The sequence below is a fragment of the Bacillus sp. A01H genome, from assembly GCF_045277205.1.
In the GTDB taxonomy this organism is placed as follows: Bacteria; Bacillota; Bacilli; order Bacillales; family Bacillaceae_G; genus Bacillus_A; species Bacillus_A paranthracis.
In genome coordinates, this window is the sequence record NZ_CP117702.1 from 3,063,354 (window position 1) to 3,087,533 (window position 24,180).

At 35.5% G+C, this 24,180-nt stretch carries 19 protein-coding genes, 5 pseudogenes and 1 riboswitch; of the genes and pseudogenes, 10 read left to right on the forward strand and 14 right to left on the reverse strand.

The window, feature by feature from the left end; translation table 11 throughout:
* Positions 1 to 97 precede the first annotated feature (97 nt).
* Positions 98 to 390 (reverse strand): annotated as a pseudogene (locus PSR14_RS16115) (cell filamentation protein Fic); the annotation flags it as partial.
* Positions 391 to 601: 211 nt separating this feature from the next.
* The gene (locus PSR14_RS16120; protein WP_048556936.1) at positions 602 to 1,792 is read right to left on the reverse strand and encodes an MFS transporter; all 1,191 of its coding nucleotides are present in this window, start codon (positions 1,790 to 1,792) and stop codon (positions 602 to 604) included.
* 362 nt (positions 1,793 to 2,154) lie between these two features.
* On the opposite strand from PSR14_RS16120, the gene PSR14_RS16125 reads away from it, so the two are divergent.
* Positions 2,155 to 2,730 carry a TetR/AcrR family transcriptional regulator gene (locus tag PSR14_RS16125; RefSeq protein WP_001190902.1) on the forward strand — a complete coding sequence of 192 codons (576 nt, stop codon included), beginning with the start codon at positions 2,155 to 2,157 and terminating at the stop codon, positions 2,728 to 2,730.
* Between the two features lie 538 nt (positions 2,731 to 3,268).
* On the opposite strand, the gene PSR14_RS16130 is transcribed toward PSR14_RS16125, so the two are convergent.
* Positions 3,269 to 3,706, reverse strand: coding sequence for a MarR family winged helix-turn-helix transcriptional regulator (locus PSR14_RS16130; protein WP_048556935.1), 438 nt, complete (start codon positions 3,704 to 3,706; stop codon positions 3,269 to 3,271).
* A gap of 139 nt (positions 3,707 to 3,845) precedes the next feature.
* Positions 3,846 to 4,076, reverse strand: a pseudogene (locus PSR14_RS16135) (CorA family divalent cation transporter); the annotation flags it as partial.
* Between PSR14_RS16135 and PSR14_RS16140 the strand changes: the two are divergent.
* Both PSR14_RS16140 and PSR14_RS16145 read left to right on the forward strand, forming a co-directional pair.
* Positions 4,076 to 4,201, forward strand: a pseudogene (locus tag PSR14_RS16140) (PadR family transcriptional regulator); the annotation flags it as partial. The pseudogenes PSR14_RS16135 and PSR14_RS16140 overlap by 1 nt on opposite strands.
* Positions 4,188 to 4,346 (forward strand): annotated as a pseudogene (locus PSR14_RS16145) (DUF2812 domain-containing protein); the annotation flags it as partial. The pseudogenes PSR14_RS16140 and PSR14_RS16145, both read left to right, overlap by 14 nt.
* A 310-nt stretch (positions 4,347 to 4,656) precedes the next feature.
* Here the strand turns inward: PSR14_RS16145 and PSR14_RS16150 are convergent.
* The 3 genes from PSR14_RS16150 to PSR14_RS16160 form a co-directional block, all read right to left on the reverse strand.
* Complete coding sequence (locus PSR14_RS16150) at positions 4,657 to 5,103, reverse strand: hypothetical protein (RefSeq protein WP_000577089.1); 447 nt, start codon at positions 5,101 to 5,103, stop codon at positions 4,657 to 4,659.
* Positions 5,104 to 5,346: 243 nt separating this feature from the next.
* Positions 5,347 to 5,529 carry a hypothetical protein gene (locus tag PSR14_RS16155; RefSeq protein ID WP_001037653.1) on the reverse strand — a complete coding sequence of 61 codons (183 nt, stop codon included), beginning with the start codon at positions 5,527 to 5,529 and terminating at the stop codon, positions 5,347 to 5,349.
* 439 nt (positions 5,530 to 5,968) lie between these two features.
* On the reverse strand, positions 5,969 to 6,733 hold the full coding sequence (locus tag PSR14_RS16160) for an SDR family oxidoreductase (protein ID WP_113732428.1): 765 nt from the start codon (positions 6,731 to 6,733) through the stop codon (positions 5,969 to 5,971).
* A 168-nt stretch (positions 6,734 to 6,901) separates the two neighbouring features.
* Between PSR14_RS16160 and PSR14_RS16165 the strand changes: the two genes are divergently transcribed.
* The gene (locus PSR14_RS16165) at positions 6,902 to 7,342 is read left to right on the forward strand and encodes an Lrp/AsnC family transcriptional regulator (RefSeq protein ID WP_001178573.1); all 441 of its coding nucleotides are present in this window, start codon (positions 6,902 to 6,904) and stop codon (positions 7,340 to 7,342) included.
* Positions 7,343 to 7,407: 65 nt separating this feature from the next.
* Here the strand turns inward: PSR14_RS16165 and PSR14_RS16170 are convergent, their stop codons facing one another.
* Positions 7,408 to 8,613, reverse strand: a complete 1,206-nt coding sequence (locus PSR14_RS16170; protein ID WP_000501354.1) for a M20 family metallopeptidase — start codon at positions 8,611 to 8,613, stop codon at positions 7,408 to 7,410.
* A gap of 88 nt (positions 8,614 to 8,701) precedes the next feature.
* A riboswitch (SAM riboswitch) is annotated at positions 8,702 to 8,803 on the reverse strand.
* A 75-nt stretch (positions 8,804 to 8,878) separates the two neighbouring features.
* Positions 8,879 to 11,188 carry an AAA domain-containing protein gene (locus PSR14_RS16175; RefSeq protein WP_113732427.1) on the reverse strand — a complete coding sequence of 770 codons (2,310 nt, stop codon included), beginning with the start codon at positions 11,186 to 11,188 and terminating at the stop codon, positions 8,879 to 8,881.
* A gap of 111 nt (positions 11,189 to 11,299) precedes the next feature.
* On the opposite strand from PSR14_RS16175, the gene PSR14_RS16180 reads away from it, so the two are divergent.
* The 5 genes and pseudogenes from PSR14_RS16180 to PSR14_RS16200 form a co-directional block, all read left to right on the forward strand.
* Positions 11,300 to 11,692, forward strand: a complete 393-nt coding sequence (locus PSR14_RS16180; protein WP_073540952.1) for a VOC family protein — start codon at positions 11,300 to 11,302, stop codon at positions 11,690 to 11,692.
* Positions 11,693 to 11,761: 69 nt separating this feature from the next.
* Positions 11,762 to 12,082 carry a hypothetical protein gene (locus tag PSR14_RS16185; protein WP_130776786.1) on the forward strand — a complete coding sequence of 107 codons (321 nt, stop codon included), beginning with the start codon at positions 11,762 to 11,764 and terminating at the stop codon, positions 12,080 to 12,082.
* Between the two features lie 405 nt (positions 12,083 to 12,487).
* The gene (locus PSR14_RS16190) at positions 12,488 to 13,519 is read left to right on the forward strand and encodes a YdcF family protein (RefSeq protein WP_048556930.1); all 1,032 of its coding nucleotides are present in this window, start codon (positions 12,488 to 12,490) and stop codon (positions 13,517 to 13,519) included.
* Between the two features lie 223 nt (positions 13,520 to 13,742).
* Positions 13,743 to 14,096, forward strand: a complete 354-nt coding sequence (locus PSR14_RS16195; protein ID WP_048556929.1) for a YxeA family protein — start codon at positions 13,743 to 13,745, stop codon at positions 14,094 to 14,096.
* Positions 14,097 to 14,299: 203 nt separating this feature from the next.
* Positions 14,300 to 15,176, forward strand: a pseudogene (locus PSR14_RS16200) (IS4 family transposase); the annotation flags it as partial.
* Positions 15,177 to 15,296: 120 nt separating this feature from the next.
* On the opposite strand, the gene PSR14_RS16205 reads toward PSR14_RS16200, so the two are convergent.
* The gene (locus PSR14_RS16205) at positions 15,297 to 17,372 is read right to left on the reverse strand and encodes a serine hydrolase (protein ID WP_098487319.1); all 2,076 of its coding nucleotides are present in this window, start codon (positions 17,370 to 17,372) and stop codon (positions 15,297 to 15,299) included.
* A gap of 476 nt (positions 17,373 to 17,848) precedes the next feature.
* Here PSR14_RS16205 and PSR14_RS16210 point away from each other — a divergent pair, with 476 nt between their 5' ends.
* On the forward strand, positions 17,849 to 18,331 hold the full coding sequence (locus PSR14_RS16210) for a PRK06770 family protein (RefSeq protein WP_000758844.1): 483 nt from the start codon (positions 17,849 to 17,851) through the stop codon (positions 18,329 to 18,331).
* A gap of 448 nt (positions 18,332 to 18,779) precedes the next feature.
* Here the strand turns inward: PSR14_RS16210 and PSR14_RS16215 are convergent, their stop codons facing one another.
* From PSR14_RS16215 to cypD, 4 genes are all read right to left on the reverse strand, one after another.
* Positions 18,780 to 19,085: a monooxygenase gene (locus PSR14_RS16215; protein ID WP_000323755.1), complete on the reverse strand. Its 306-nt coding sequence runs from the start codon at positions 19,083 to 19,085 to the stop codon at positions 18,780 to 18,782.
* Between the two features lie 189 nt (positions 19,086 to 19,274).
* Positions 19,275 to 19,652: a DoxX family protein gene (locus PSR14_RS16220; protein WP_000284352.1), complete on the reverse strand. Its 378-nt coding sequence runs from the start codon at positions 19,650 to 19,652 to the stop codon at positions 19,275 to 19,277.
* 185 nt (positions 19,653 to 19,837) lie between these two features.
* Positions 19,838 to 20,257, reverse strand: a complete 420-nt coding sequence (locus PSR14_RS16225; protein WP_001048557.1) for a MarR family winged helix-turn-helix transcriptional regulator — start codon at positions 20,255 to 20,257, stop codon at positions 19,838 to 19,840.
* A 282-nt stretch (positions 20,258 to 20,539) separates the two neighbouring features.
* The gene (cypD, locus tag PSR14_RS16230) at positions 20,540 to 23,737 is read right to left on the reverse strand and encodes a bifunctional P-450/NADPH--P450 reductase (protein ID WP_000359067.1); all 3,198 of its coding nucleotides are present in this window, start codon (positions 23,735 to 23,737) and stop codon (positions 20,540 to 20,542) included.
* Between the last annotated feature and the right edge of the window lie 443 nt (positions 23,738 to 24,180).

Sequence of the window (24,180 nt, forward strand, 5' to 3'; positions counted from 1 at the left end):
TCCTTTCTTATTAATTTTACAAAAAGAATAACGTATTTTTTCATAAAAAATACTCGTCAAAGTGTAAAACAAAAAGGCTATCTCAGCCCTTTTTGTTTTATAAATCCTCTATATTATATTCGGTATATCCCTCATGATAGTAAATAATATTAATACTTTTCATGAATATTTCATGACTATTTATTTCGTCTACTAATGCATTTTGGAGTAAATGCTTAATTTCAATATCTTTAATTGGGCTGCGTTCCATTGCAGTAAATAATCTTCTTTATCAATTTTATTGCAGTCGACCACCTGATGAAGTTCATTTTTAAAGATTAAATCTAGCCATATTCTATTCTCTCTACCGTTTCCTTCTCTAAAGTGGTGGCTATATATATTCATTTCAACTTAAAGAGAGTCTGTGTTTTGGCACAAGCTCTTTTTTATTGCATTTCAAATATATTCAACAAGGTGAGTCTTTTTCAATTACAGCAATATAGAAAAAAAGTCTGGTTCTGATATAAAAACTTCAAAATAACCGCAATTAATCTATAAAACTCGGACATACTAATGAAGAAGCATTCAAACGAATCTGGGCTGTTTAAATTTGATTATAAAACTATTTTTCTCTAGCAAAATAAAGCAAGGCTATGGTCGGAAAAGCGATTCCTATCCATAATGTTAGATTCCATCCTCCTAAGGCATATGCCCATCCTCCAATAAAGGATCCAACAGCACCTCCTAAAAAGAAAATAGCCATAAATAGCCCATTTAATCGACTACGAATTTCTGGACTCAACGAGAAAATTAAACGTTGGCTAAGCACAAGGTTTGCAGATACTCCCATGTCCAACAGAATTGCAGCAATTACTAAAACAGCTATTCCAAAGGGCGAGCTACTTTGAATAAAAAGTGGGAGTATTAAAGAAATAATAACAACAGTGAGAGCTATCCCAGTGGCGGGTCGTGTCCAGCCAAGATCAGCTAGACGACCACCTATTGGAGCGGCTATTGCACCTGTAATTCCGACAAGTGCATATAATGCTATGGCAGTCTGAGAAAAATGAAAAGCAGGACTAGATAATAATAATGGAACAGTGGTCCAGAATAAACTAAAAGCCCCAAATACACAAGCATGATAAATGGCGCGACGGCGTAAAATTGGAGTAGTACGTAGCAGTTGCCACATTGAATTAAGTAAGGCTATATAATTTGTTTTTGCCTTTGGTTTCCTAGTAGGGAGTACTTTCGATAATACAAACGCTAAAACAATAATTACAGTAGCAGATAAAGCAAATATTGCATTCCATCCCCACATATCGGCTACTAGACTAGAGATCGGTCGCGCAAGCATAATACCTAATAACAGACCACTCATGACATTGCCAACTACGCGACCGCGTGCATTCTCAGATGAAAGATATGATACAAGAGGTACGAGCACTTGCGCTGCGACCGAACCCAGTCCGATAAAGAATGAAGCAATTAACAACAAGGTTGCGCTTTTTACAAAAACCATAGAAATGAGTGCAAATGCACTTAAAAATAACAATATAAGTATCAATTTTTTATTCTCAACAATATCCCCCAAAGGCACAAGAAATAATAAGCCAACAACATATCCAATTTGAGTTAGCGTTACAATTAATCCAGCGCTACTATTAGAAAGCCCAATTTCATTACTAATTAGCCCAATTAAAGGCTGTGCATAATAAAGATTAGCCACAATAATACCACATGCAGTTGCTAAAAGAATGATTAAACCTGATGAAATGTCCTTATCAATTGCTTTATTTTTAAAATTAGACATAAGTATTTCCTCCCATACTTTTATTTCAAAATTACTAAATCACTTTGGCAAGTACTACTGCGATGCCATTTTTTATTGTAATAAATTAAGTCTGAGCTAATTTCCATTCTGCTTTTAAAAGGTCCAATTTCCTCTCTCCCCCCCCTTTTCTAAATGTTTTTTAGCAATGTAATTTGTGATTTTTGGAACCTAAATATATCCATACCATTACAAGATGTTAGTTAATTAATAAACTGAACGTACAGTTCATTAATTAACTAAAATATATACTAAACGTTCAGTTTTGTAAATAGGCTATTTCGTTTTTTGTTCGTATTAAGTATACTAAACGTATAGTTTATGTTTTGAAAGGAATGATTAATGTGCAAAGTAAAAGAGGTCGACCACGTAATATTGAAACCCAAAAGGCCATCCTTTCTGCGTCCTATGAGTTATTATTGGAAAGTGGCTTTAAAGCAGTCACAGTCGATAAAATTGCAGAACGTGCTAAAGTCAGCAAAGCTACGATTTATAAATGGTGGCCAAATAAGGCTGCTGTGGTAATGGATGGTTTTCTTTCTGCTGCTGCCAGATTGCCTGTACCTGACACAGGTTCAGCGTTGAATGATATTTTAATTCACGCCACAAGTTTAGCCAATTTTTTAATCAGTCGAGAAGGAACCATTATCAATGAGTTAGTTGGCGAAGGACAATTTGATTCGAAACTAGCAGAGGAATATCGCGTTCGATACTTCCAGCCACGTCGACTGCAAGCAAAGCAACTTCTGGAGAAGGGAATTAAAAGAGGAGAATTAAAAGAAAACCTTGATATTGAATTAAGCATCGATCTCATTTACGGACCAATTTTTTATCGTTTGCTAGTAACTGGTGAAAAGTTGGATGATTCCTATGTACATGATTTGGTTATAAACGCCTTCGAAGGGATACGTTTGAGGTAATTAACATATAAACAAAGATTTAGATTTCCACTGTTTCCTATACTGATGTAACTAGTATTAACTTGGTAAATAAAGTATCTAATGTTTTAAAACTGATGTATATGGGGTTTTCCCCCATATGCATCAGTTTTAAAACAGGCTTATTTTGATAACGTAGTATTAACACATCCAAGCTTTATTTAATACCGTTTTTATCATTAGCAAAAACCCTGATTTTTGCTAACACACTTAAGTCTTATTGCCGTTCTTGTTCCATTACTACAAAGTCCCAAGTTCCGCTATGATATATTGGAATGAAGTGAAAGATAACATGTTTGTAATAAATTTGTGTACAATGCTAGGATTACCAAAATTGACATTCTATCTTTTGAAAACACAGCGTAAGGATCTACAACAAAATAATGAATCTTGCAATAAAGATGTATCTTATTATGCGATATTACGATTTATTATCGTGAATACATCATAAAACCTAACAGATGTAGAACAGTTCATGAAAAATCAAACTACATACACTTTAAAGCTCTCTCAAGTCTTGTTACTCTTTCTCTGGTTTCCCGCATATTATCGCCCTTAACTTTTCAAGTAATTGTAATAATTTCTCTTTCTCTTGAAATTCTAAAAGGGATAAGTATTTAGCAATATGCTCATTACGAGCGATAATAGTTTCTTCAACTACAGATTCTCCTTTTTTTGTTAGTTCAATGATAACGGCGCGGCGATCTTCTCTATCGTGATAACGATTGACTAATCCTTGTTCAATTAATCGATTAATTGTAACTGTAATTGTACTTGGCTTTACATTCATTTCTCTCGCCAGCTCACTTGCTCTTAATGCACCGTAATAGTTTATAATTTTTAAAATATAAAACTGTGATGTTGTAAGTTTTGGTACTGGTATTTGCTCAAATAACTCCATTTGCATTTTCTTTCCAATGGAAATTACCATTGCTTGAATTTTATCAAGATTATTCATTTTATTACCTCTTTATTTTAATCAGTCAATTTTTAATAAAGTTAAATATTTAACACGCGTAATTTCTTACCTATAAAAAAATCGTCAATCCTTACGTAAAAAGGTTTGCTGATGCTCATACTTTTGAAGTTGTAATAAATTAGAATATTTTCCTTCTCCATAACGCCAGCGCTATCCATATAATAAAAATTATTGATAAAACAATTGTTTCCCCCCATGAAGTTTGAGGTATAGAGACATTCATTCCAAAAAAACTAAATACAAGTGTTGGAACAGTTAAAAAAACGGTGAATAAAGTGAGAGTTTTCATGATATTATTCATCTCATTTGAGATTACCGATGAATATGAATCAGTTATACTGTCCAAGAGAGTCAGGTCGGAGAAAAGTTTATATGATAACTGCGGAAGGAAGTGCCATTTTGAAAATGGAGCAAAATAGGCTATTACATATTTTATCCCTGTACGAAGGAAGTGAATCGAATGAAGAAAGCTAAGATATTTTTTGATATAGAAAAAGAGGAGCAATGGCTGAATGAGCAATTACAAAAAGGCTATCGTTGTACAAATATTAGTGGATTAGGAATATACACTTTCGAAAAAACCGGCAAGAGATATGTGATGCGACTGGATTATCAAGATTGCAAGTTCTTCTAAAAATACAGGTGTAATATATCGTTGTAATTCTTCCGCAAATGGTTGTAGTTCTTCTTGAAGCGAGAGATTCATAAGAAAATGTCATCCTTTCTAGTCTAGCTTTTTTAGAAAGAATAACGTTTTTTTACACTTAAGGGTAGTGAAAATTCTTAAGTTGATGGGTATAGGGTATCGCCAGTATTTTTGAAAAAACCACGCTAAGCAAAATATTAGTAACATTAAGTTATGACACCGTTTGTTATAAAAAAATCCCCAAAAGCCGATTTCTAAATTAGGAAACCGACTTTAAGACATCTTATTCAATATTTAATAATCGTTTATATCTTTCTATTCTTTCCTTTGCTACCCTTAATCTTTCGTTTTTTAATAAACTCTCATGCCTCTGTTGTGATGAAAAACCAGTCACTTCGAGAATATTTATTTCAACATTAAAATTCCAATCATTTATTTTATAATCAATGGGATACTCAATTTGACCAATATCCTGTTCAGCGTCTACTGCTATATATTTACCATCTTTTAAAAAGAACTTATAGCTTAACCCAATTGTATATATCCCTAACAATTCTCCTAATTCAGAATGCGTTATCTTTAATACCTCTCCACGCACTTCAATGTCCTCATTGTTAATTAAATTATTTGCAAATGATTTTTTATCTTTAACAAGATAAAAATAATCAGTGTTACCTACAACTATAGTTTGATCTAATTCATACCAACTTGGTTTCCAGTTAAAAATCATAATACAACACCTCTAAAAAGTGATTATTCAACTACTTAGGGGACTGGTGGCAAAACGCGGATTTTATACGCTAAGATAGTTACTAAAAGTAAAATGTAATATTTACTACTGTAAAAAATAAATAGTCCCACGCAAAAGATGTTAATTGACGTAAAATTCGTTATAGGAAACTAATTTTTAATATTAAAGCAAACTCTTCCCCGAACAGAGAGGAGTTTGCTTTTTTCAACACTATAAAAACAATTAAATTGCTTGTTTCTTATACTCATTAATGTATCTGAACAATAAGGTTGTACCCGCTATATTAGATACAATGCTCACTCCTAACATTACAGCCCATGTAACATTCTGAATGTTCATTGTCAAAGTTAACATGAAAAAGCACATACCAACCGCAACAAACAAGAAACCTAAAAGCTTATTCATTATCTTACACCTCCTCTTTCATTTTAACATTATAATTAAACGATATCTCGCGTGATTTTGAGTGTATATGGTATTCATGTTAAGTCAACATAATGTCTCATTATTGTTAGCAAGGAAAAATGAGGAACCCTACTCTAACAAGGGAAGCTCCTTTTGTGTTCTATCTACCTATATAATTTTTATACATCCCTATTATAGTGCAGTTTTAGGTTCCTTGTTTGTTACTGAATCAATCAAAAAACTGTATAAAATCGTTCATAATCTTAACGTGGAGGTTTTTCAAAATACTGGAGGTATTCTTTTGATTATAAAACAAAAGTATCAATTGAATAGGCTTCTTTAGCATCCCTACCTTTCTATACATCACCAGATATGAAACGAGGGTCGTCTCATATCTAGTAATTTACTTGGTTAGCTTAATAGGTATGGAGTAGTGCCCCTACAAACAAAACCCACCAGAAACATCTATATTCTGCCCCGTTACCCAGCGGCTATCAGAAGAAGCAAGAAATGCTACTGCATCTGCAATATCTTCAACTTGCCCAATTCGTCCGAACACAGATGAATTCGTAGCAAAATTTCGTATTTCCGGATCATCTAGCAATTTTGCATTGATATCTGTCTTCGTATATCCAGGCATAATTGTATTCACTGTTATACCTCTTTCTCCAAGATGTTTAGCTAGAGGCAGTGTCATCGTATTTAAAGCACCTTTACTTAAGCCGTATGCAATGGACCCTGTAAAACCAAGTCGTACTTCAGCTGATGAAATGTTAATAATGCGCCCCTCTGCTCGTAGTAACGGTAATGTTTGCTGAATTAAAAAGAATGGTGCTTTCATATTTACGGCCATAATTTCATCAAAAACTTCTTCTGTCGTATTTTCAATCGTCCCTTGTGTACCTATCCCTGCATTGTTTACTAAAATATCAATCTCTGATGTACCAACTCTTATTTGTAATTCACTCTTTAATTGTTCTACTAGCTTTTTGACACCATCAATTGATTTGAGATCTGCTTCAATTAAGAACGCCTTTCCTCCATTAGATTCAATCTCACAAATTGTTTCATCTGCAGCTGACTTATTTCGGCCGTAGTGAATCGCAACTAATGCACCGTCGTTTGCCAATCTCATCGCAGTCGCGCGACCAATTCCTCGACTCGCCCCTGTTACTAACGCTACTTTCCCATCAAGATTCTTCATTTTTTCCATCCTTCCTAAATTTACGTTTGATAAAAACCTATACTTATATTTTTATGTAAAAACCAATTATTTTAAATATAGATTTATAGGTAATTCAGTTCGTTCACTTATGATATTATAGTTATAGTTTGTGATTCACTTTAAAAAATAAAATAAGGAGGCTACACAATGCAAAATGCAGTAAAACTAGATGAAATTGACCATAAAATAATGAACTTGTTGTATGAAAATGCAAGAATTTCTGTTTCAGAAATAGGACGAATTATATCCATGACGCAACCTGCTGTAAAGGAGCGTATGAATAAACTTGAAGATCAAGGCGTTATAGCGGCTTACCGAACGAAATTTGAGCCTTCTAAAATTAATAAAAACATTCAAGCATTCATCATGTTTAAAACGAGCCAATGCTCTGATTTTATCCAATATTGTAATGCCGCTCCTGAAGTAACTGATTTATATCGAATTAGCGGGGAATTTAATTATATGATGAAGGTCATGAGCGATTCGATGGATTCTCTCGCTGCATTTTTAGACTCTTTAATGCAATTCGGCTTATCGTCTCCTTTAATTGTTTTAAAGAGTGAGTTTGAGGAGAAATTGTCGTTCTAATAAAGTGATAGGCACCAGCTTTCCAAAAAAGAAAAAGGAGTGGATCATCCACTCCTTTCAATCACCTATCCCTGATTTCTCTGCGCCTCTCTAAACTCCTCCTTCACCTTCTCTAACAACCCTTCTTCCGTAATTAATCGATACGCCGTATTTGCTAATGCTTTTGCGGATGTAATTAATGCTTTATCCCCTAATTCTGAACGTGCCGCTTCTCTAAATTCATTCGTATGTGCAATTAAATCATCCGGACCAATTTTAATGTACGGGTGGATTGTCGGTACGACTTGGCTAACGTTTCCTGCATCGGTTGAACCAATACCAAATCTTTCTTTACGATTTACGTCTTCCCCTAGCAATTCTAGTTCTTCCGCTACGACGTCGTTATATGTTTTTGTTACGAGTAGTTCATCGATTTCATTTTGGAATTGATGGATTTTTACTTTTGTGCCTGTTGCTAGTGCTGCCCCTTGTGCGATATTTTTTACTTTTTCTGTTACTTCCGCACATCTTTTTCTCGTTGCTGCACGGATGAAGAATCTTGCTGCGGCGTAGTCGGGAATAATGTTAGGTGCTTTTCCGCCTTCTGTAATAACGCCATGAATTTTCACGTCTGACGGAAGTTGTTGGCGAAGTGCGTTAATACTGTTGTACAGCTGAATCACCGCATCTAATGCGTTAATTCCTTCTTCAGGTGAAGCTGCAGCATGAGCTGTTTTTCCGTAAAAATGAAAATCAAGTGGATCGACTGCTAGTGAAGGACTCGTTGTTGCTGTCTTTCCGCTCGGATGAATCATAAGCGCCGCATCAATATTTTTAAATAAGCCTGCCTTTACATAACTCGATTTTGCGCTACCGTTCGGTCCTCCTTCTTCAGCTGGTGTTCCGAAAACGACAACTTCCCCGCCAATTTCTTCAAGCGTTTCTGATAACGCGATTGCTGCTGCAACGCTAATGGTGCCGATTAAATTGTGACCACACGCATGGCCAAGTCCTGGTAAAGCGTCATACTCCGCTAAAAATGCGATTGCTGGTCCTTGTTTTCCTGAACTTTTTCGCGCAATAAATCCCGTTTCATGTCCAGCTATATTGTGCTGCAACTGAAATCCTGCACTACCTAGTAATAAACTTAACGTTCTAGATGCATAAAACTCTTGGTTACCGATCTCCGGATTCGCATGAATATCATGACTTGTTTCTATGTACTTTTCCTTATTTCTTTCGATACTCTCTTCAATTGTTTTTCTTTGTGACGCTACTCCTGTCGCTCCCATTTTTCTTCCTCCTTTTATTTTCACGTAAAAAAGCCTCTTTCTAAAAGATAGAAAGAGGCTTCTGTATATACAGTCAAAATGAGCTTCTTTCTTATCTTTCAAGTTACCTTGCTGGAATTGGCACAGTATTCATAACGAATCCGCTGCCGAGGTATCATAGGGCCAGTCCCTCCACCTCTCGTGATAAGAATTTTCATAAAATTATATTAAATTATATTCATTCTAAGTTCATTTCAAATAAAAGTCAAGGAATTCCTATCCGAATTTACCGAATATCTAAAAATCCTTTTAATACACCAATTGTCTCAGGTGCTTGCAGTCTTGCACATACGTACGGAAATTCCGTACTCCCTTCAAATATCATTTGAGATGTGAGCGGTGCGCCTGCCCAGAAGATTTCATCATCAATTACGATAAACGGGAAAGCTTTATTTTGTCTTTGTAACTTTACATTTTTCAGTGGAACTGGTCCGTCACTATACACTGTTATCTGTGCATTTGTACGCATTAACGCTTGCCATACTCGCTTATCCACTTGTTTTGTACTTGGAAGCGAAATAATAATTTTTCGTTTTGCTGCTAAAATATCTTTTAATAGCCCTTTCGTTTCCTCAAGATTCATTTCCATAAACCAACGTAATCGTTTCGATATTTTTCGTTCCCACAATTGTCTTGATGTCGTGCGATCATACACATCTCCGTGATGTTCTATATGAGCTGTTAATTGTGACAACGCTTGTTTTCTCGAAAGATTTTTACGCATATAATGGCAATCTGATAATTGAATAAACTTCCCTCTCGCTCTTGTCACTGCTACATTGACGAGGCGATGGTTTTTATGGTCAAAGAATAATACGCCAGGTCGTTCTTGCGGATAACTATCTACTGTATCAAAAATCATCATATCTCTTTCAGATCCTTGGAACTTATGAACTGTCGCTGCTAAAACAGGCATGTTTTGGTATTTCGTTCTCTGTAACATTTCTCTAATACACGTTGATAAAAAGCGAGACTGCGCCCTGTAAGGCGTCACAACACCAATGGATTGCACACCATCTAACAGTCCAATTAACATCATTTGCATTGCTACTAAACCAGACATAATGTTAAAACGAGATCCTGAAGCAGCGTCTTTTAACGAAAAAGCTCCCATTTGGCTCGTATCAAATAAAACACTTGCTTCATTTGCGAACGGCTGCAATTGCGCAAGTTCTTTACGTTCTGAAACAGACGGATGGTCGTATACTCTATTTTTATAAATAAATGAGTTTGTAAACTTAGATATATCCGCATGCATACGTCTTTGTTCCTGCAACATAAACAGGTTCGGATGTGCTTCTGATTTATTAACAGACTCCACAATCCCGGCATGGTAAAACATATCTTCGCCAAGCCATTTGCGAACGAGTTCATGATTTGCCATCGCAATTGGAGGTAACTGTAAAAAGTCACCACAAACGACGATACGTTTTCCAAGTGAAGCAGCTAATGCAATTTGCGGAACAAACGCCATACTTACTTCATCTACGACAACTAAATCAAATGTACGCTCATAAATAAGTGAATCAATAGCACATTTCGATAAAGTTGCGCCGATTACTTTCGCATTTTCAATGTATTCTTTTTCTACTTCTTTAATTTTTGCCTTTTGCTTTCGAAGGTCACTTTCAATCTCTTGTATACGCTTCTTATCAGCAGATGTCGCTTTATATGATAAAATCTTTTCACGAAGATCTTGTCGTGTCTCTTCTAAATAGAGTCTCTCCTCACCCCAAGACCCGTTCGTCGTTTCAACTAACTTCGACGCAAGTAACGTTTCATGATTTCGTATATGTTCGTGTTGACTATAACCGTAACGAACAATTTCACCAGGCGTCCATTTCTTTTTCTTCTCAATTTGTTTCGTTACTTCACTCATTAATACGTCCACTGCTGCATTACTATGAGCTAACACAAGTACCGACTTTCCTTTTTGATAATGAGCCGAAATAATACGTGATAAATTGTAAGACTTCCCTGTTCCAGGTGGTCCCCATACGTACGTTGTCGGATTATAAAACGAGCGATACGCCAATTCATTTTTCGGATTTTTCATCTTCTCAATATGTTTCGGACTACTCGTCCCATCAACAAGACGCTTTATACGATTACGTTTCAGCTTATCTTTACGCGCTTCCTTCAACCTCTCTTGCAGTTGCTCTAAAAGCTGCCACGGTTCACTGTATAAAACAGCTTCTCGTATTTCACCTTGTATATAATCATTTAATTTCAGTTCTATTTCTAATCCATGTACAGATAATACTTCCCCTGTCGCTTCCTCACCATCGAACTCAATTCGAATCGGTGAACCTTCAGGCAAGCTTACTTCCGAAATAAGCTGAAATACATATACTGTACTTTCATAATCTGTATATAAAAAACGACCGTTCATGATAGAAATTTTACTACCACCTATCGTTTTCCAATGTTTAATTTCATATGCTAATGCATAATGCCACTCTTTCATCGTTTCCGATAATGAAGGAGTTTGAGTAGGTGTATTCATCGTATAATCTCCTTCCTTCTCCCCAAACATACTTTCTCACTATACCATATAACACGCTAAAATTTGTAAGGTTTTTATCTTGCTTATTTTCTTAATTTTCAATAACATATTGTATATAATTTTCAGAAAGAAGGAATCTACATGCCAGTTAGAAGAATCGAACACGTTGGACTTATGGTTGCAAACCTAGAAACATCTATCGCATTTTATGAAGAAGTAGTTGGCTTACAACTCATTAAGAGAATGGGACACCCGAATCCAAACTTAAAACTCGCTTTTTTAGGTGTAGAAGAATCAAAGGAAACGATACTGGAACTCATTGAAGGCTACAACTCTTCCCTTCCGGCAGAAGGAAAGGTACATCACATTTGCTTTAAGGTAGATTCGTTAGAAGAAGAAATCGCAAGACTCAAAAAACACGGCGTAACATTTTTACTAGGAGAAGAAATCGAAACATTACCGGATGGAACACGTTACATATTCTTCGCGGGTCCTGATGGGGAATGGATTGAGTTTTTTGAGACGGAGAGATAAAACGAAGCTTTAGTCAGCCCACAATTAACGGGATTATAACTTTATGATCCACATAAGGAGTAGAAACTGATGAATACAGTTTTTATTATCGTTTTTTGGGTACTTATACTATTTCCACTTCTTTATATAATACTGATAAAGAAGTGGAATATAAAAGTAGCTGCTTTATTTGTTGGAAGGATTCTATTAAGCATTGTCTATTTCATAAATGGAATGATGTTAGGACTGCAACGAAATTGGGTAGAACCTCCCTATGAAACAGAATGGGATTTCTTTGTAAAGTCTTTACTAAACGGAAAAACTGATGCACTTATGCACTTGTTACTTCTCATTATTATCATTACCTTGGACTTGATCATTACGTTTTATTATATTAATAAAAAGAAATAGGATATCCACTCCTATTTCTTTTTTAATGGGTAGCGCCAAATCGCTATCAACCTAATAAAGGAAAATACCCCCAAAACGAGAAAGTTGGCATCTCCAGGTGAAAATATACATTTTTTGTTTTGGGGCAACTAGTTTCATTAGCTTGATGGGCATGGGGTCCCGCCTACCGAATGACATAAAACCCAAGTTAATACGTTTTTTGAAAGCTGAATCCTTAAATTTAGTGCACTAAGATTCTTCTAAGCTATAAAAAGATAATAAATCTAAAAATTTATTTCTTTTTTGTTTTAAATCAATTTTATATTTATGAAATATAAAATTGATTTAATTTAATAAATATGGGATATTATAAAAGTTGTTTTAAAGTATCTGTATAATATCAATTTATTGAGGTGTTAAAATTTTATGTTTTACGCGTTTATTCCAATCATGTTACTCGTTCTTTTTCTAGGTTTTTATTTAACTGATCCTAGAAGGATAATAAACGGTTTTTTATTTAACCTGTTTATAATTTCAATAATTATTGCAAGTGCGTATTTCTCTATGATTACAGGGAATCAGTATTTACTGTTCATCGCTTTAATTCCTGCTGTGATTGTTTTCTTTATGTTGAATTTCGGCGTAGTAGCCTTAATAGTGGGGCTGTTTCTAAATGCTAAAATTCTTATGAGCAAAGAAAGCCGACGTTTTGCAAATAGTTTAACTTTCGTTTTAGGTATATTTCTTTCTTTCTTTTTAGTAATTTCTTTAGTTGAACCAATTAACTTCTTCCCTGAAGCAATTCGAACACTTTACTGGGGAGCAGTTCTCATTTCTCTATATTTATTTATAGATTTATCTAATTTCCTAACGGCCTATTTCCTATACCAGTTCAATAGACCAAAATACAATCAGGATTTTATCATTGTTCTTGGTAGTGGTTTAATTAATGATAAGGTTCCGCCACTTTTAGCTAGCAGAATAAATAGAGCTATTGAATTTTATAAGAAACAAGAAGCAGTTTCCTCACCACCTAAAATTATTTTCTCTGGTGGACAAGGATCAGATGAAAATATTTCTGAAGCGGAAGCTATGCAGGAGTATGCTGTGAATAATGGGATTCCTTTGGAGAATACAATAAAAGAGGACCGTTCTACTACAACATATCAAAATATGCTTTTTTCAAAGGAAATTATAGAATCATTAAAAGGAACACAATATAACTGTATTTTTTCTACAAACAACTTTCATGTGTTTCGGGCAGGATTATACGCTAAAATAGTAGGATTAAATAGCCAAGGAATTGGCTCAAAAACAGCCTTCTATTATTGGCCAAATGCGATGATCCGAGAGTATATTGCAATCTTCGTTATGAATCGTGTACGTCACAGTATTGTAATAGCAATTATTATGGGATTCTCTATCTTAGCAACTGTAGTAAATTATTTATTTTTTTAAGAATGTTGTACAACTTATGTTTTGGGAGTCATCTTAGGATGACTCCTCTTTTTGTGTTTAAATGAAGCAAGTGATTGTGATGATGTTGATTAGGAAGATAGTTGTTATAGTCGTCTTTTTATTATCTTACAAAAGTGTAATCTTCATGTCATGTTAATGAATTTCTTCTCAAACGAAGAGGGTTTATGATAAAAGCATAATAAAAACACATGAGGTGATTGACATGAAGAGATATATTACACTTTTTAGTATTTTAGTTGTATTTGCGACAATGTTAGTTGGTTGCGATGTGAATCGTATGGGAAAAGATGAATACTATGTTCAAATTACAACTGATGCGAAAATAGAATCAGGGGTATCTAAAGAAGGTAATAAATACAAAGATTATAATTATGAATTACAAGGGTTTGATGAAAATGGTAATGAAAAAACAATAAAATTTAATGGATTGAAAGAACTTCGTAAAGAAGCATTCTTACGTGTGTTCCACTCTGATAAAAAAGGTGTAACTGCTTGGGAAGAGGTGAAGAAAGACGAGCTTCCTGCGAAGGTGAAAGAAAAATTAGACGTGAAATAAATGATCTATAATGGCGAACCCACATATTCGAAGGGCTCGCCTTTTTTTGTGGGGTAATTTTGCCCAAATCCCCGAAAAGGGAGAATAAGCTAAATTAAGTAGGTATACCACCATATCGCCATAAAACTAAGATTTTGAACTATCCATAAAGCCAAAAAGACGTTATTCTTACTGTAGAATTATAGGAAAGGATGGCGTTTTTTATGTTTAATTCTGTATCTGACGACTTACAATTATTTGCACAGGAGATTAAGAGTCTTTTATCACCAAATACCTTACAGAATCTAGCTAGAGATGTTGGATTTGTACAGCGGACAAGTAAGTATCGAGCACAAGATTTAATAGTTTATGTGTATGGATAAGCCAAAGTGTAGCAAAAACGTCCTTAAACCAGTTATGTAGTTATTTAGAAGCATCAACAGAAGGACTGAATCAACGATTTAACGCTGCAGCTGTGCAGTTTCTACAGAAAGTATTAGCCAAACTTCTCAGCCAAAAGTTATCTTCAGCTAAGCTGCTCTCTTCTCCATACACTTCTATTTTCAAGCGTATTCGCATCCTAGATTCAACTGCATTTCAACTTCCAGATCCTTTTTCGTTCGTTTATCCAGGTGCAGGAAGATGCAGCCATACAGCGGGAAAAAGATTCAGCTTGAGTATGATTTATTAAGTGGACAGTTCCTTCATATCCATACAGGTCCAGGTAAACAACATGATCGAACCTATGGTTCCATGTGTGTCCCAACTGTAACAGCGAATGATTTATGTATCCGAGATTTAGGTTATTTTCATTTGAAAGATCTTCAACATATACAAGATAAAAAGGCTTATTATATCTCACGTATCAAATCGAATATACGTATTTATCAAAAAAATCCTAACCCTGATTATTTTCAAGATGGCCGAATCAAGAAAGGTACAGAGTATATCCGGATAGATATGGAGGTTGTAATGAACTCTCTTCAACTAGGACAAACATGTGAAATATCCAACGCTTATGTAAGAATGACTGATAAAGTTCCAACTCGTGTGATTGTTCATCGACTAACAAAAGAACAACAACAAAAACGATTACAGGATTAAACTGTAAGAGAAAAAAGAAACGAGAACTGAGTGAATATAAGACAATATATATGATTAAAGATTACTTTCTTCTTTTCCAAGTAATACTGTTTTATTAAAGTCTATCCCGAGTTGTAACTAGTTCAATGCGACTGTAAATTCTGAGTTCGGTGCGCCAGCAAATACAACGGTTCCGTTCTCTGGTAGTTTTACTTTGTTATTGTCACTAACAACAGTAAAATTGACGCATACTCCTTTCTCATCATACACCGCGAATGAACTTCCTGATGGCAACTCCACAGTCATCGTTTTCCCTGCTGCCTCTTGCGGAATCGTAAACCATTTCGCATGTCCATTTTTTTGCAGCGTAACTTTCGATAATTGACCTGTATCAAGGGATTTTACGTTAGATTCACTGACGTATAAAAAGCTGGCCATCTCCATATATTCAGTACCATCCTCTGTATAGAAATGAGCTTCCTTTGTATCCCGCCCATTCATCACAGGAATTTGAATTTGATGCGTCGCCGTATTCGGACCTGTAATTTTTTTGCCGTCCCAATACCCATCCTTGATCGTAATTTTTGTGTTAAGAGGCATTAGTTGTCCTAGATAGTTCATAGAATTAAATTTTTCGTTAACGAGGTAGAACTTGCCACCCTCACGCTTCGCCCATGTAGCAGCTGTTTTCTTCGGTAACACATTGTTTTCTAATTTCTGGGCTAAATAGTGAGTCAGCACACTTTGCCCCAATCCCGGTGATAATTCATATGTGCTCTCTCTCAAATAAACTTTTCCATTCTTCTCAGTGACAAAGTTAAGCTTGGAAGTACCCTTCTCATTTATAAAGCTTCCATCCGCCGTATATACATATTTTTCTTCCGGTTTAGTTGGTAAAAACAGTTCTCCCTTCTTCGTAATTTCTATTTTGAAATTGCTGTAGCTATTTCCATAAAATCCTGCTTTTTTTACCACGTCTTGGGGCACTTTAGCCTTGACTGGCTTGCCGAAGGATTTATCTGGTTTTATATCCTTAATTGTCCCTTTCTCTTTAAGCCTAGCTAGCAGTAATTTGTTTGCCAACAGTTGATTTGTCATGCTGCTGCCGCCGGAGGACAATACAGCTGCTGCCATCTTTTGTTCTGGAAGCACGACCAATGTAGCATGTTGCAGTATCGTATCCCCACCCTTAGTCAACGCTTTTATCCCATATTCACTAAATGGGTATAGTTTCACACTATCCCAGCCAAGACCATAGTTGACCACATTTTCGCTATCTCCCGGCCACATTCCTTTTTTATACTCTTCTTGTTCCATCGCCTTGACTGCTTTATTAGAGAGAATTTCTTTTCCCTGTCCCATAAATATTTGTGAGAATCGCGCCACATCTTCTGCAGTAGAAGAGATTCCTCCCGTACCAATCACATTTACCATTTCACTAGGAAGCTGTCCCTGGTATGTCGGAGAATACAGTCCAGCCCGCTTTTCGTCTTCCCATTTGTCTTGCGATGTTATCGTATGATTCAGTTTTAATGGCTCTGTAAACTTTTGATGTAGAAATTCAGTAAAATTCATACCGCTGATTCTTTCTACCAAGATCTCAGCCAGCGTAAAACCGTCATTACAATACACTGAGAACGCGCCAGGATCTGCCTTCAAGTTTTGGTTGGACAATTGTTGCAACAAGATATCATGGGCATAAGTATCATTATCTTTAAATAAAAATGAATTATTGAACGTCGAACCTTGCAAACCCGAGGAGTGATTCAACAGCATACGCGATGTAATATGCTTATATCGTTTATCTTTCATTTTGAAATCAGGAATATAGCGGGCAACAGGAGCATCCAAATCAACTTTTCCTTCGTCTACTAGTTTCATAACAGCCGCAGCCGTATATACCTTACTGGTTGAGCCAATTCCGTATAGAGTATCTTTGGTTAGTGGTTCTTTCCCTTCTATGTCGTTCTTACCTGTCTGCCCCGACAAAATAAGTTTACCATTATCAATCAGCGCATACTGTACGCTAGTCGTCTCATAGGACTTCGTGAGCAGTGCAGCATTCTCTGCAGCAATCTTCTCCAAATCTTTGCTAGCAACTTCTTGGCTAGATACAACCGGAGTCTTACTGCTAGAAGACGCTATTGCTCCTGTTGGTAAGCTCATCGTTAGAGCCAAAGTAGCGGCTAACACCCCAGATAATTTATTTTCCATAAAAAAATGCCCCCTTAGATAAATGATCAATTTTATCTTTTATTTGTTCAATTACAAACATCACATAAACTACTATTCTGGTTTTATCCATACTGTCGTAACAAACGGTAAAACCTCTCTTTTTCACATGTACGTTAGTACCATAAATGATTTTTTATTTAGAATGCGCTTATTACTAGTTTGGTTTTCGTATAAATAAATCCTATTTATCCTCCCTCTTTTGTGCTTCCCTATATTTGTATCCTACACAATAAAAATTTCTTTTTTCTTATGCATTTCTTACAATTTCCTTACGTTCAAATCACTTCTATAATTAGATAGGTTTTATTTTAAAATCTCCAGGATAATAAATGCTTATATAATCGCACGTTATGCATCATTGATTACTGATAATGCTGCTTTATGTAAATCATACAGACAGATGGAAGTATATAGCTCTTCTTTTATGGTACACTTCAATAAAAGGGGGACAAATTTTGAAAAAGTGGATTAAAATCACATCAAGCTTAGTTATTGCTATAGCAGTTGGTATTTTTACTGGTTACAAAGTCGGTACATATGCAGGTTCAGACGTTAAGGAAAAGCAGACTGAAAGAATTAAAGGGGAAGATGTAATACTTGACCTCAATTCTGATCGTCATATAATCAATGCAATGCACAAAATGACTCATCAAAAAGTCTTATCTCACGAAAAACAAGGATTTATTAAAATGACTCCAGAAAACATCGAAACAGTACGTCGAGTAATTGATGAAAGTAATAGTGGAACCTTACAACATAAAGAACAGTACCTCAAGATTTTGGTTCGTTGGTATGAAGGCGATTTCTCTCAATCGGTTGAGGAGCATAATTTATTATGGGAATGGGACAATAACAGCACTGGTAAAGCATACGAATTAGCGACACCGGAACAAGAAGAAGCATACATTCTAGAACAAGCGAAGTCTGAAAAACAATAACAAAAACGGACCTGTTATCAGGTCTTTTCTCACATTTTCTCTGTTATAACCCTTTAAAAACAGCTTAATTCATCCAATCTTCGTTATCTTTAGTTACTAATCAACAGATATGTTCACATTTTTGTAACATGTATAGACAAGCGTACGTGTTATAATCAACTTAGCAAATTACAAATAAATTTGCATTTCCTGTGACCCTTACCTCCCAGTAAGGGTCTTACTCTTTTATAAATAATTATTTCAGTCCAATTTTCACAACGACACTTTCACAAATGTAAGAATTCTCATATATTAGACTTCATACAACCTTTTCCAAGGAACAATATACCGATACACAAATCCCTATTTATATAGGGATTTTTTTGTACGAGTTCCTCACCATCAATGTAAGAATAAAAAAAAGAAGGGGATTATCCCCCTCCTTTTACGCTTGCTCCGACTGCCGGAATTATTTCGTATACCCACGATTCAGTTCCGTTAACTTTTCATTGATGTTAAAAATTCTTACTCTAATATCTTTTACACCAGCTGCTTCAAGTCTGTTCTTGTGCATTTCAGCGTATTTTTCAGCATCTTGTTTTTCTTCAAATACATAGATACCTCCAGCTTCTTTTGTTTCTTCATTCTCTGTCCATATTTTCCAGTGGAATCCTTCTTCTTCGTTAATACTTTTTGCTAAATCCCAAAATCCTTTTTCCATTTCTTCACCAAAAGGACCTTCAAACGGAAAATCAACTTGTAATAAATATGCCATCTTTACTCACTCCTATTTTTAATATAAAATTCTTACCATTTCTTTTACTAATTATAATTTTTTTGATTCTAACGATGATACTGTTTACATTCGTATTGCTATTATTCCACCACTAATTTGAAAATCATACTATTTATAAAATACCCACAAAACGGTAGCAATTTGAACGCAAACAGTTTTAAGTTATGTTTAAAAAATATGATACAAACTTATCCCTAAACTAAGAACAAACAAAACAAGCGCAGGTATTGCTTTCTTAAAGGGATCTCTCGCTAGTACAATTAGAGTTAATGCAGCTGCCAGCATCGTACCCCCTAACAACAATCCTGCTAATAAAGCTACTGTTGGAATCCAAATTCCTATTAACATTCCAATCGCTCCTACAATCTCAAAAGCTCCAGTTAAGAAATTAAAAAACGAAGGTAAACCAAATCGCTTGAACTCGTCTGCCATTTTCCCAGAAATAATTTTCGTACCTGTCATTAAAAAGAACAGAAATAATACAACTTTTACTACATTGATTAATATTAAAATAGCAATCACATCTTTCTTATTTATTTGATACATTTACATGCTATAGCATATACAATACAAAATTTTGACTGGTACTAGGAAAAACGTGATCCTGAATCGAATCTCATACAAAATAAAGATATCTCCAACATTCCTTAAAACAAAATTATATGCTATAGCATATATAATACATAAAATAAAGTTTGTTCCTTATGAATAGCATCAATAAGGAACAAGTATTAATAGCGTGTATCATACAATTTGTTTAATAATGATTGTAATACTTTAATCTCTTCTTCGCTCAAATTACTCGTAACGAAATGGTGAGCGTCTGTCACTACAGGCAAGATTGTTTTCTTTAACTCGTCACCTTTTTCAGTTAAAAACAGGTTGTGTGAACGTCGATCTTGCTCATTCAAATCCTTCTTTACAATCCCTTTTCTCACCATTGACTGTATCATTCTTACGACAGTAGTTTGATCTTTATCAATCGCTTCTGCTAACTCTTTTTGAGTAGTGGCTCTTTGGCTACAAAGAACACTAATAATCCCCCACTGCTCTGGCGTAACTCCAAAAGGCTTTAATTTCTTCGTAAAATAATTCGTCATTTTCACATCAGTACGATGAACAAGATAGCCTATTAAATCATGTAAGTTCATATATCACCTCTATAAATTAATATATAAAAGAGTATAGCATACCAGTCAATTATTCACAGTGAATGTATTCATTTTATTAATTATATGCTATGGCATATATATATTATAGTAGGTCATTTTAATTGTCAAATGAATTACCTATTTCTCTACAGTATCAGTCCAACTTACTAAAAAAAAACAAAATCCCGCATTCAATGAAAATACGGGATTTTTATAAATGAGTTATTCACTTATTCGAAAGAAGGTCATTCGTTACATATTACTTATTTAATTAAGAAACATTCATATACCAGCCCAAACATCTTTTCCATATCGCCCTTCATCTTGCAAACGATCCAACCAATTCCTTGCTTCTTGTTCACTGACTTCATGAATTTCTTGATAGGCTTGACAAAGGGTGTCTTCTACGTCAGGAGCCATTTTACTTCCATCACCACATATATAAAGATGGGCCCCATTATCTAATAACGAAATTAAATGGATTCTATCTTCTTTTATTACATGCTGTACATATGTTTTAGGATGTCCTTCTAAGCGAGAGAAAGCTGTGTGTAAAGAGATTAATCCATCTCTTTCATCATTTTCTAGTTCTGTACGATAGAGATAATCCTTTTCAGGATGACGACAACCAAAGTATAGATGTGCTTCTCCTACCTTCATACCTTTTTGCTTTTGAACGCGACGCGCTTGTAAGAATCCACGGAATGGTGCAATTCCAGTACCTGGTCCAACCATGATAATTGGTGTTTCTGGATTTTCAGGTAATTGAAAGTTTGATTGTGGCGTTCGAATGAAACAGATAATCTCATCTTTATTATGACGCTGAGCTAAATAATTAGAAGCGACTCCTTCATATGTCCCTTCCCCGCTCCATGCAGGCGCATTTACAACACCAACCGTAATGCTTAGACGATCCTGGGCAACGAGTGGAGAACTTGAGATAGAATAGTAACGCGGTTTGAGCGCCGGAAGAAGTTCTAAAAATCGTTCAAATCGGATTTCACAAGCCTCATACTTTTCAAGAAGATCTAACATTGAAATACGTTTCTTTAATATTTGTTCTTGATAAACTCCCTCTTCCAATAATGATTCCAATTCCTTTTTATGAGGAGGGCATACTGTGAATGTCACCATTTCTCGTATTTGTGCTCGAGTGGCTGCTTCTTGCACTTCGACACTATAACTAAGAAGGTCAAATAAACGAACAGGACTGTCTAAAGGTATGTGATTTACACTGCGCCCACTTGCGCTTAATATGACTTGATCCTTCCCGTTTAATCCAAAGCGTTTTAAAATTCGGTTGACATTTTTCTCACTATTAATTGGTAGTACCCCAAGGTGGTCTCCTTCTTTATATGTAGCCCCTTCTGGCAAGGATATTTCAATATGTCGCGTGCTTCTTTCACTGCTAGATGATTGAAGTTCACGATTTTCTAATATAGATGCATAAACTGCTTCATATGTTCGCGCAAGAGGAGATCCTCCAAGACGGCTGACAAATTGTAGGCTCAAAGTACTGCGTTCTTTCTCCATGTTTTTGTTAAGTTCCAATCCAAATGCCTTCATCGCATCAGACCACATACTTTGTTTCCATTGCTCGAGCTGTTCCTCGAAATCACCACTTGCATCTGCTTCTCCGCGTTTAGAAAATCTTGTTGCTCCTTTTTGAGCCATTTGCTCATCAATGTATCTTGGAATTCGCTGATAAGTACTAGCCCAATTATGATCTCCACAACCAAAAACTGCGTATTGAACACCTTTTAGCTCATCTGGTTTTAATTCCTCCAGCCACTGCACAAACTGCCCTGCATTACTTGGCGGTTTTCCATTATAAGAAGAAGTTACAATAAGAACCGCTCCTTCTTTCGGCAAACTTCCAATTCGATCGTTAAGAGCTGCCACTTCCGTTTGAACACCTTCTAAACTAGCTGTATCTGCTAGTTCTCTTGCAATGCCCTCTGCTACCCCTGTATCCGATCCATACAGAACAAGAAGCGAAAGATTATCGGCTCCAATAATGGAAGGAGTTTTCTGAACTTGCTGCTTGGTTTCATCGTTTTTCAGTTTCTCCTCTGTAGGCGCAAGAACAGTAGTATGGCTAATAGTTTCATTTCGAGGTACAATCCTAATCTTAAAATCACCAGGCTTTAGCGTTAATGTTTGTTTTACGTCCAGCTGATAGTCTTCATAATCGATGAATTCAAAATGTTGAAGAAGCATTCCCATCACGAGTGTCGCTTCATGAAGTGCAAACTGCATACCGATACATGCTCGCTGACCATTTCCAAATGGCTTATAAGCATGGTGAGGAACCTTATCCAGCTCTTCAAATCGTTCAGGTTGGAATTCTTCCACATTGTCTCCCCACGCATCTTTATCCCTATGTAGCTGTGGAATAAGAACAGAGATACGATCTTCACCTTTCTTAATTGGGTATTTTCCACCAATTACTGTATCTTCTTTTGCATAGAGACTGAATGCTGGAGCAGTCGGCCATAGACGTAGTGATTCATTTAAAATCATCCGTATATACTTAAGCTTCATAACTTGTTGGTATGTTGGAGTGGGATCTGTCAAAACACGGTCTACTTCTTCATAGGCTTTTTTCAATTTATCCGGATTCTTTAATAAAAAATAGATTGCAAAAGATAACAATCCACTTGTTGTTTCATGCCCAGCTATTAAAAAAGTGATAATTTGAAAACGAATATTTTCATCATCTAATTTTTCACCCGTTTCCGGATCCTGCACATGTAACATACGGGAAAGTAAATCATTTTCTTCCTGATTTCCACTACTTTTACGTTCAGCAATAATATTATCTACTAAAGAAAACATAGATTGAATATCATGCTGAAATTGACGTTTCGTTCTCCACATGAGTTTATCTTCTATATCCAGCCGCTGCAATTGGTGCATCGCCTCATCTAGCGCACGGGTCATGCTAGTGATAAAAGGATGAGAGGTCTCACGATAAAAGCTATTGAATCGGTAATTAAAACCACATAGACCAATTGTATCTAATGTAAGGCGAGTCATATCCCCTGGAACATCTACGTTTTCATTCGGATTCAGTCGTGCCCATTTTTGAACGAGTTGTACAGCAATATCGACCATCATGGCATGGTAATCTTTCATTGCCCGTTGACTGAATGTAGGCATCAAAATATTATGAGCTTTTTTCCAGTTCGGTTCGTGAGTCTCGCTTGTAAATAATCCGTCTCCAGCAAAGGCACGAACCTTTGCTAAAGCACCCTCTATACTTTTATCAAATCTTGTTTCATCACAAACTTCCGCTACCAGTTCATGTCCAGAAACGACAATGATCGTATCACTTAAAGTTTGAATTTGAAAAATAGGACCATACTCTTCTGCCAGCTTAATAAACGATAGAGTCGGTTTATCTTTATCGATTAATGGGAGATTCCCTAGCGGTCCATATGTTTTCGGCTGAGGAATGGCAGATACTTTTTTATCCATTACAAACACCCTTTCAAAAAGCATGAAATAAAATATCCCATTCAATAAAAAGAAGATAGCAATGAATCGCATGGGACAAAAGATATGTAATTGATTACCTTATTTTATCTTTTCCATAACTATTCACGATTATGATATTGCTTATAAGGTTGGTAATCTAAACCGTCTATTGACATTAGATTTATACCTTGCAGAAAAAATAATATATTACAATGAAGCGTATTATTATAATGTTTATTAGAAATTGAGAGCTAAAGGTTGTAGTATTAGGAAAACCAGTAGTTTCTCATGTCAATTCAAACAAATACGATAAGCAATATACTCTGTTGCTAATGAAAAAGGATTTGATATTCATATCAAATCCTTTTTCATTCTGTGTAATTATTTCACTTTTTCTTTCATCTCTTTTCCCCTTTTAGTAGAAATCATCATCTCGATTTTTA

What these genes read in the sequence shown, in the direction of transcription:
- PSR14_RS16185 (WP_130776786.1), top strand. Translation starts at nt 11,762, where the DNA reads ATGAATACAGTTTTTATTATCGTTTTTTGGGTACTTATACTATTTCCA.
- PSR14_RS16225 (WP_001048557.1), bottom strand. Translation starts at nt 20,257, where the DNA reads ATGAACTTACATGATTTAATAGGCTATCTTGTTCATCGTACTGATGTG.
- PSR14_RS16215 (WP_000323755.1), bottom strand. Translation starts at nt 19,085, where the DNA reads ATGGCATATTTATTACAAGTTGATTTTCCGTTTGAAGGTCCTTTTGGT.
- PSR14_RS16165 (WP_001178573.1), top strand. Translation starts at nt 6,902, where the DNA reads ATGCAAAATGCAGTAAAACTAGATGAAATTGACCATAAAATAATGAAC.
- PSR14_RS16180 (WP_073540952.1), top strand. Translation starts at nt 11,300, where the DNA reads ATGCCAGTTAGAAGAATCGAACACGTTGGACTTATGGTTGCAAACCTA.
- PSR14_RS16205 (WP_098487319.1), bottom strand. Translation starts at nt 17,372, where the DNA reads ATGGAAAATAAATTATCTGGGGTGTTAGCCGCTACTTTGGCTCTAACG.
- PSR14_RS16155 (WP_001037653.1), bottom strand. Translation starts at nt 5,529, where the DNA reads ATGAATAAGCTTTTAGGTTTCTTGTTTGTTGCGGTTGGTATGTGCTTT.
- PSR14_RS16220 (WP_000284352.1), bottom strand. Translation starts at nt 19,652, where the DNA reads ATGTATCAAATAAATAAGAAAGATGTGATTGCTATTTTAATATTAATC.
- PSR14_RS16175 (WP_113732427.1), bottom strand. Translation starts at nt 11,188, where the DNA reads ATGTTTGGGGAGAAGGAAGGAGATTATACGATGAATACACCTACTCAA.
- cypD (WP_000359067.1), bottom strand. Translation starts at nt 23,737, where the DNA reads ATGGATAAAAAAGTATCTGCCATTCCTCAGCCGAAAACATATGGACCG.
- PSR14_RS16120 (WP_048556936.1), bottom strand. Translation starts at nt 1,792, where the DNA reads ATGTCTAATTTTAAAAATAAAGCAATTGATAAGGACATTTCATCAGGT.
- PSR14_RS16195 (WP_048556929.1), top strand. Translation starts at nt 13,743, where the DNA reads ATGAAGAGATATATTACACTTTTTAGTATTTTAGTTGTATTTGCGACA.
- PSR14_RS16130 (WP_048556935.1), bottom strand. Translation starts at nt 3,706, where the DNA reads ATGAATAATCTTGATAAAATTCAAGCAATGGTAATTTCCATTGGAAAG.
- PSR14_RS16160 (WP_113732428.1), bottom strand. Translation starts at nt 6,733, where the DNA reads ATGAAGAATCTTGATGGGAAAGTAGCGTTAGTAACAGGGGCGAGTCGA.
- PSR14_RS16170 (WP_000501354.1), bottom strand. Translation starts at nt 8,613, where the DNA reads ATGGGAGCGACAGGAGTAGCGTCACAAAGAAAAACAATTGAAGAGAGT.
- PSR14_RS16190 (WP_048556930.1), top strand. Translation starts at nt 12,488, where the DNA reads ATGTTTTACGCGTTTATTCCAATCATGTTACTCGTTCTTTTTCTAGGT.
- PSR14_RS16150 (WP_000577089.1), bottom strand. Translation starts at nt 5,103, where the DNA reads ATGATTTTTAACTGGAAACCAAGTTGGTATGAATTAGATCAAACTATA.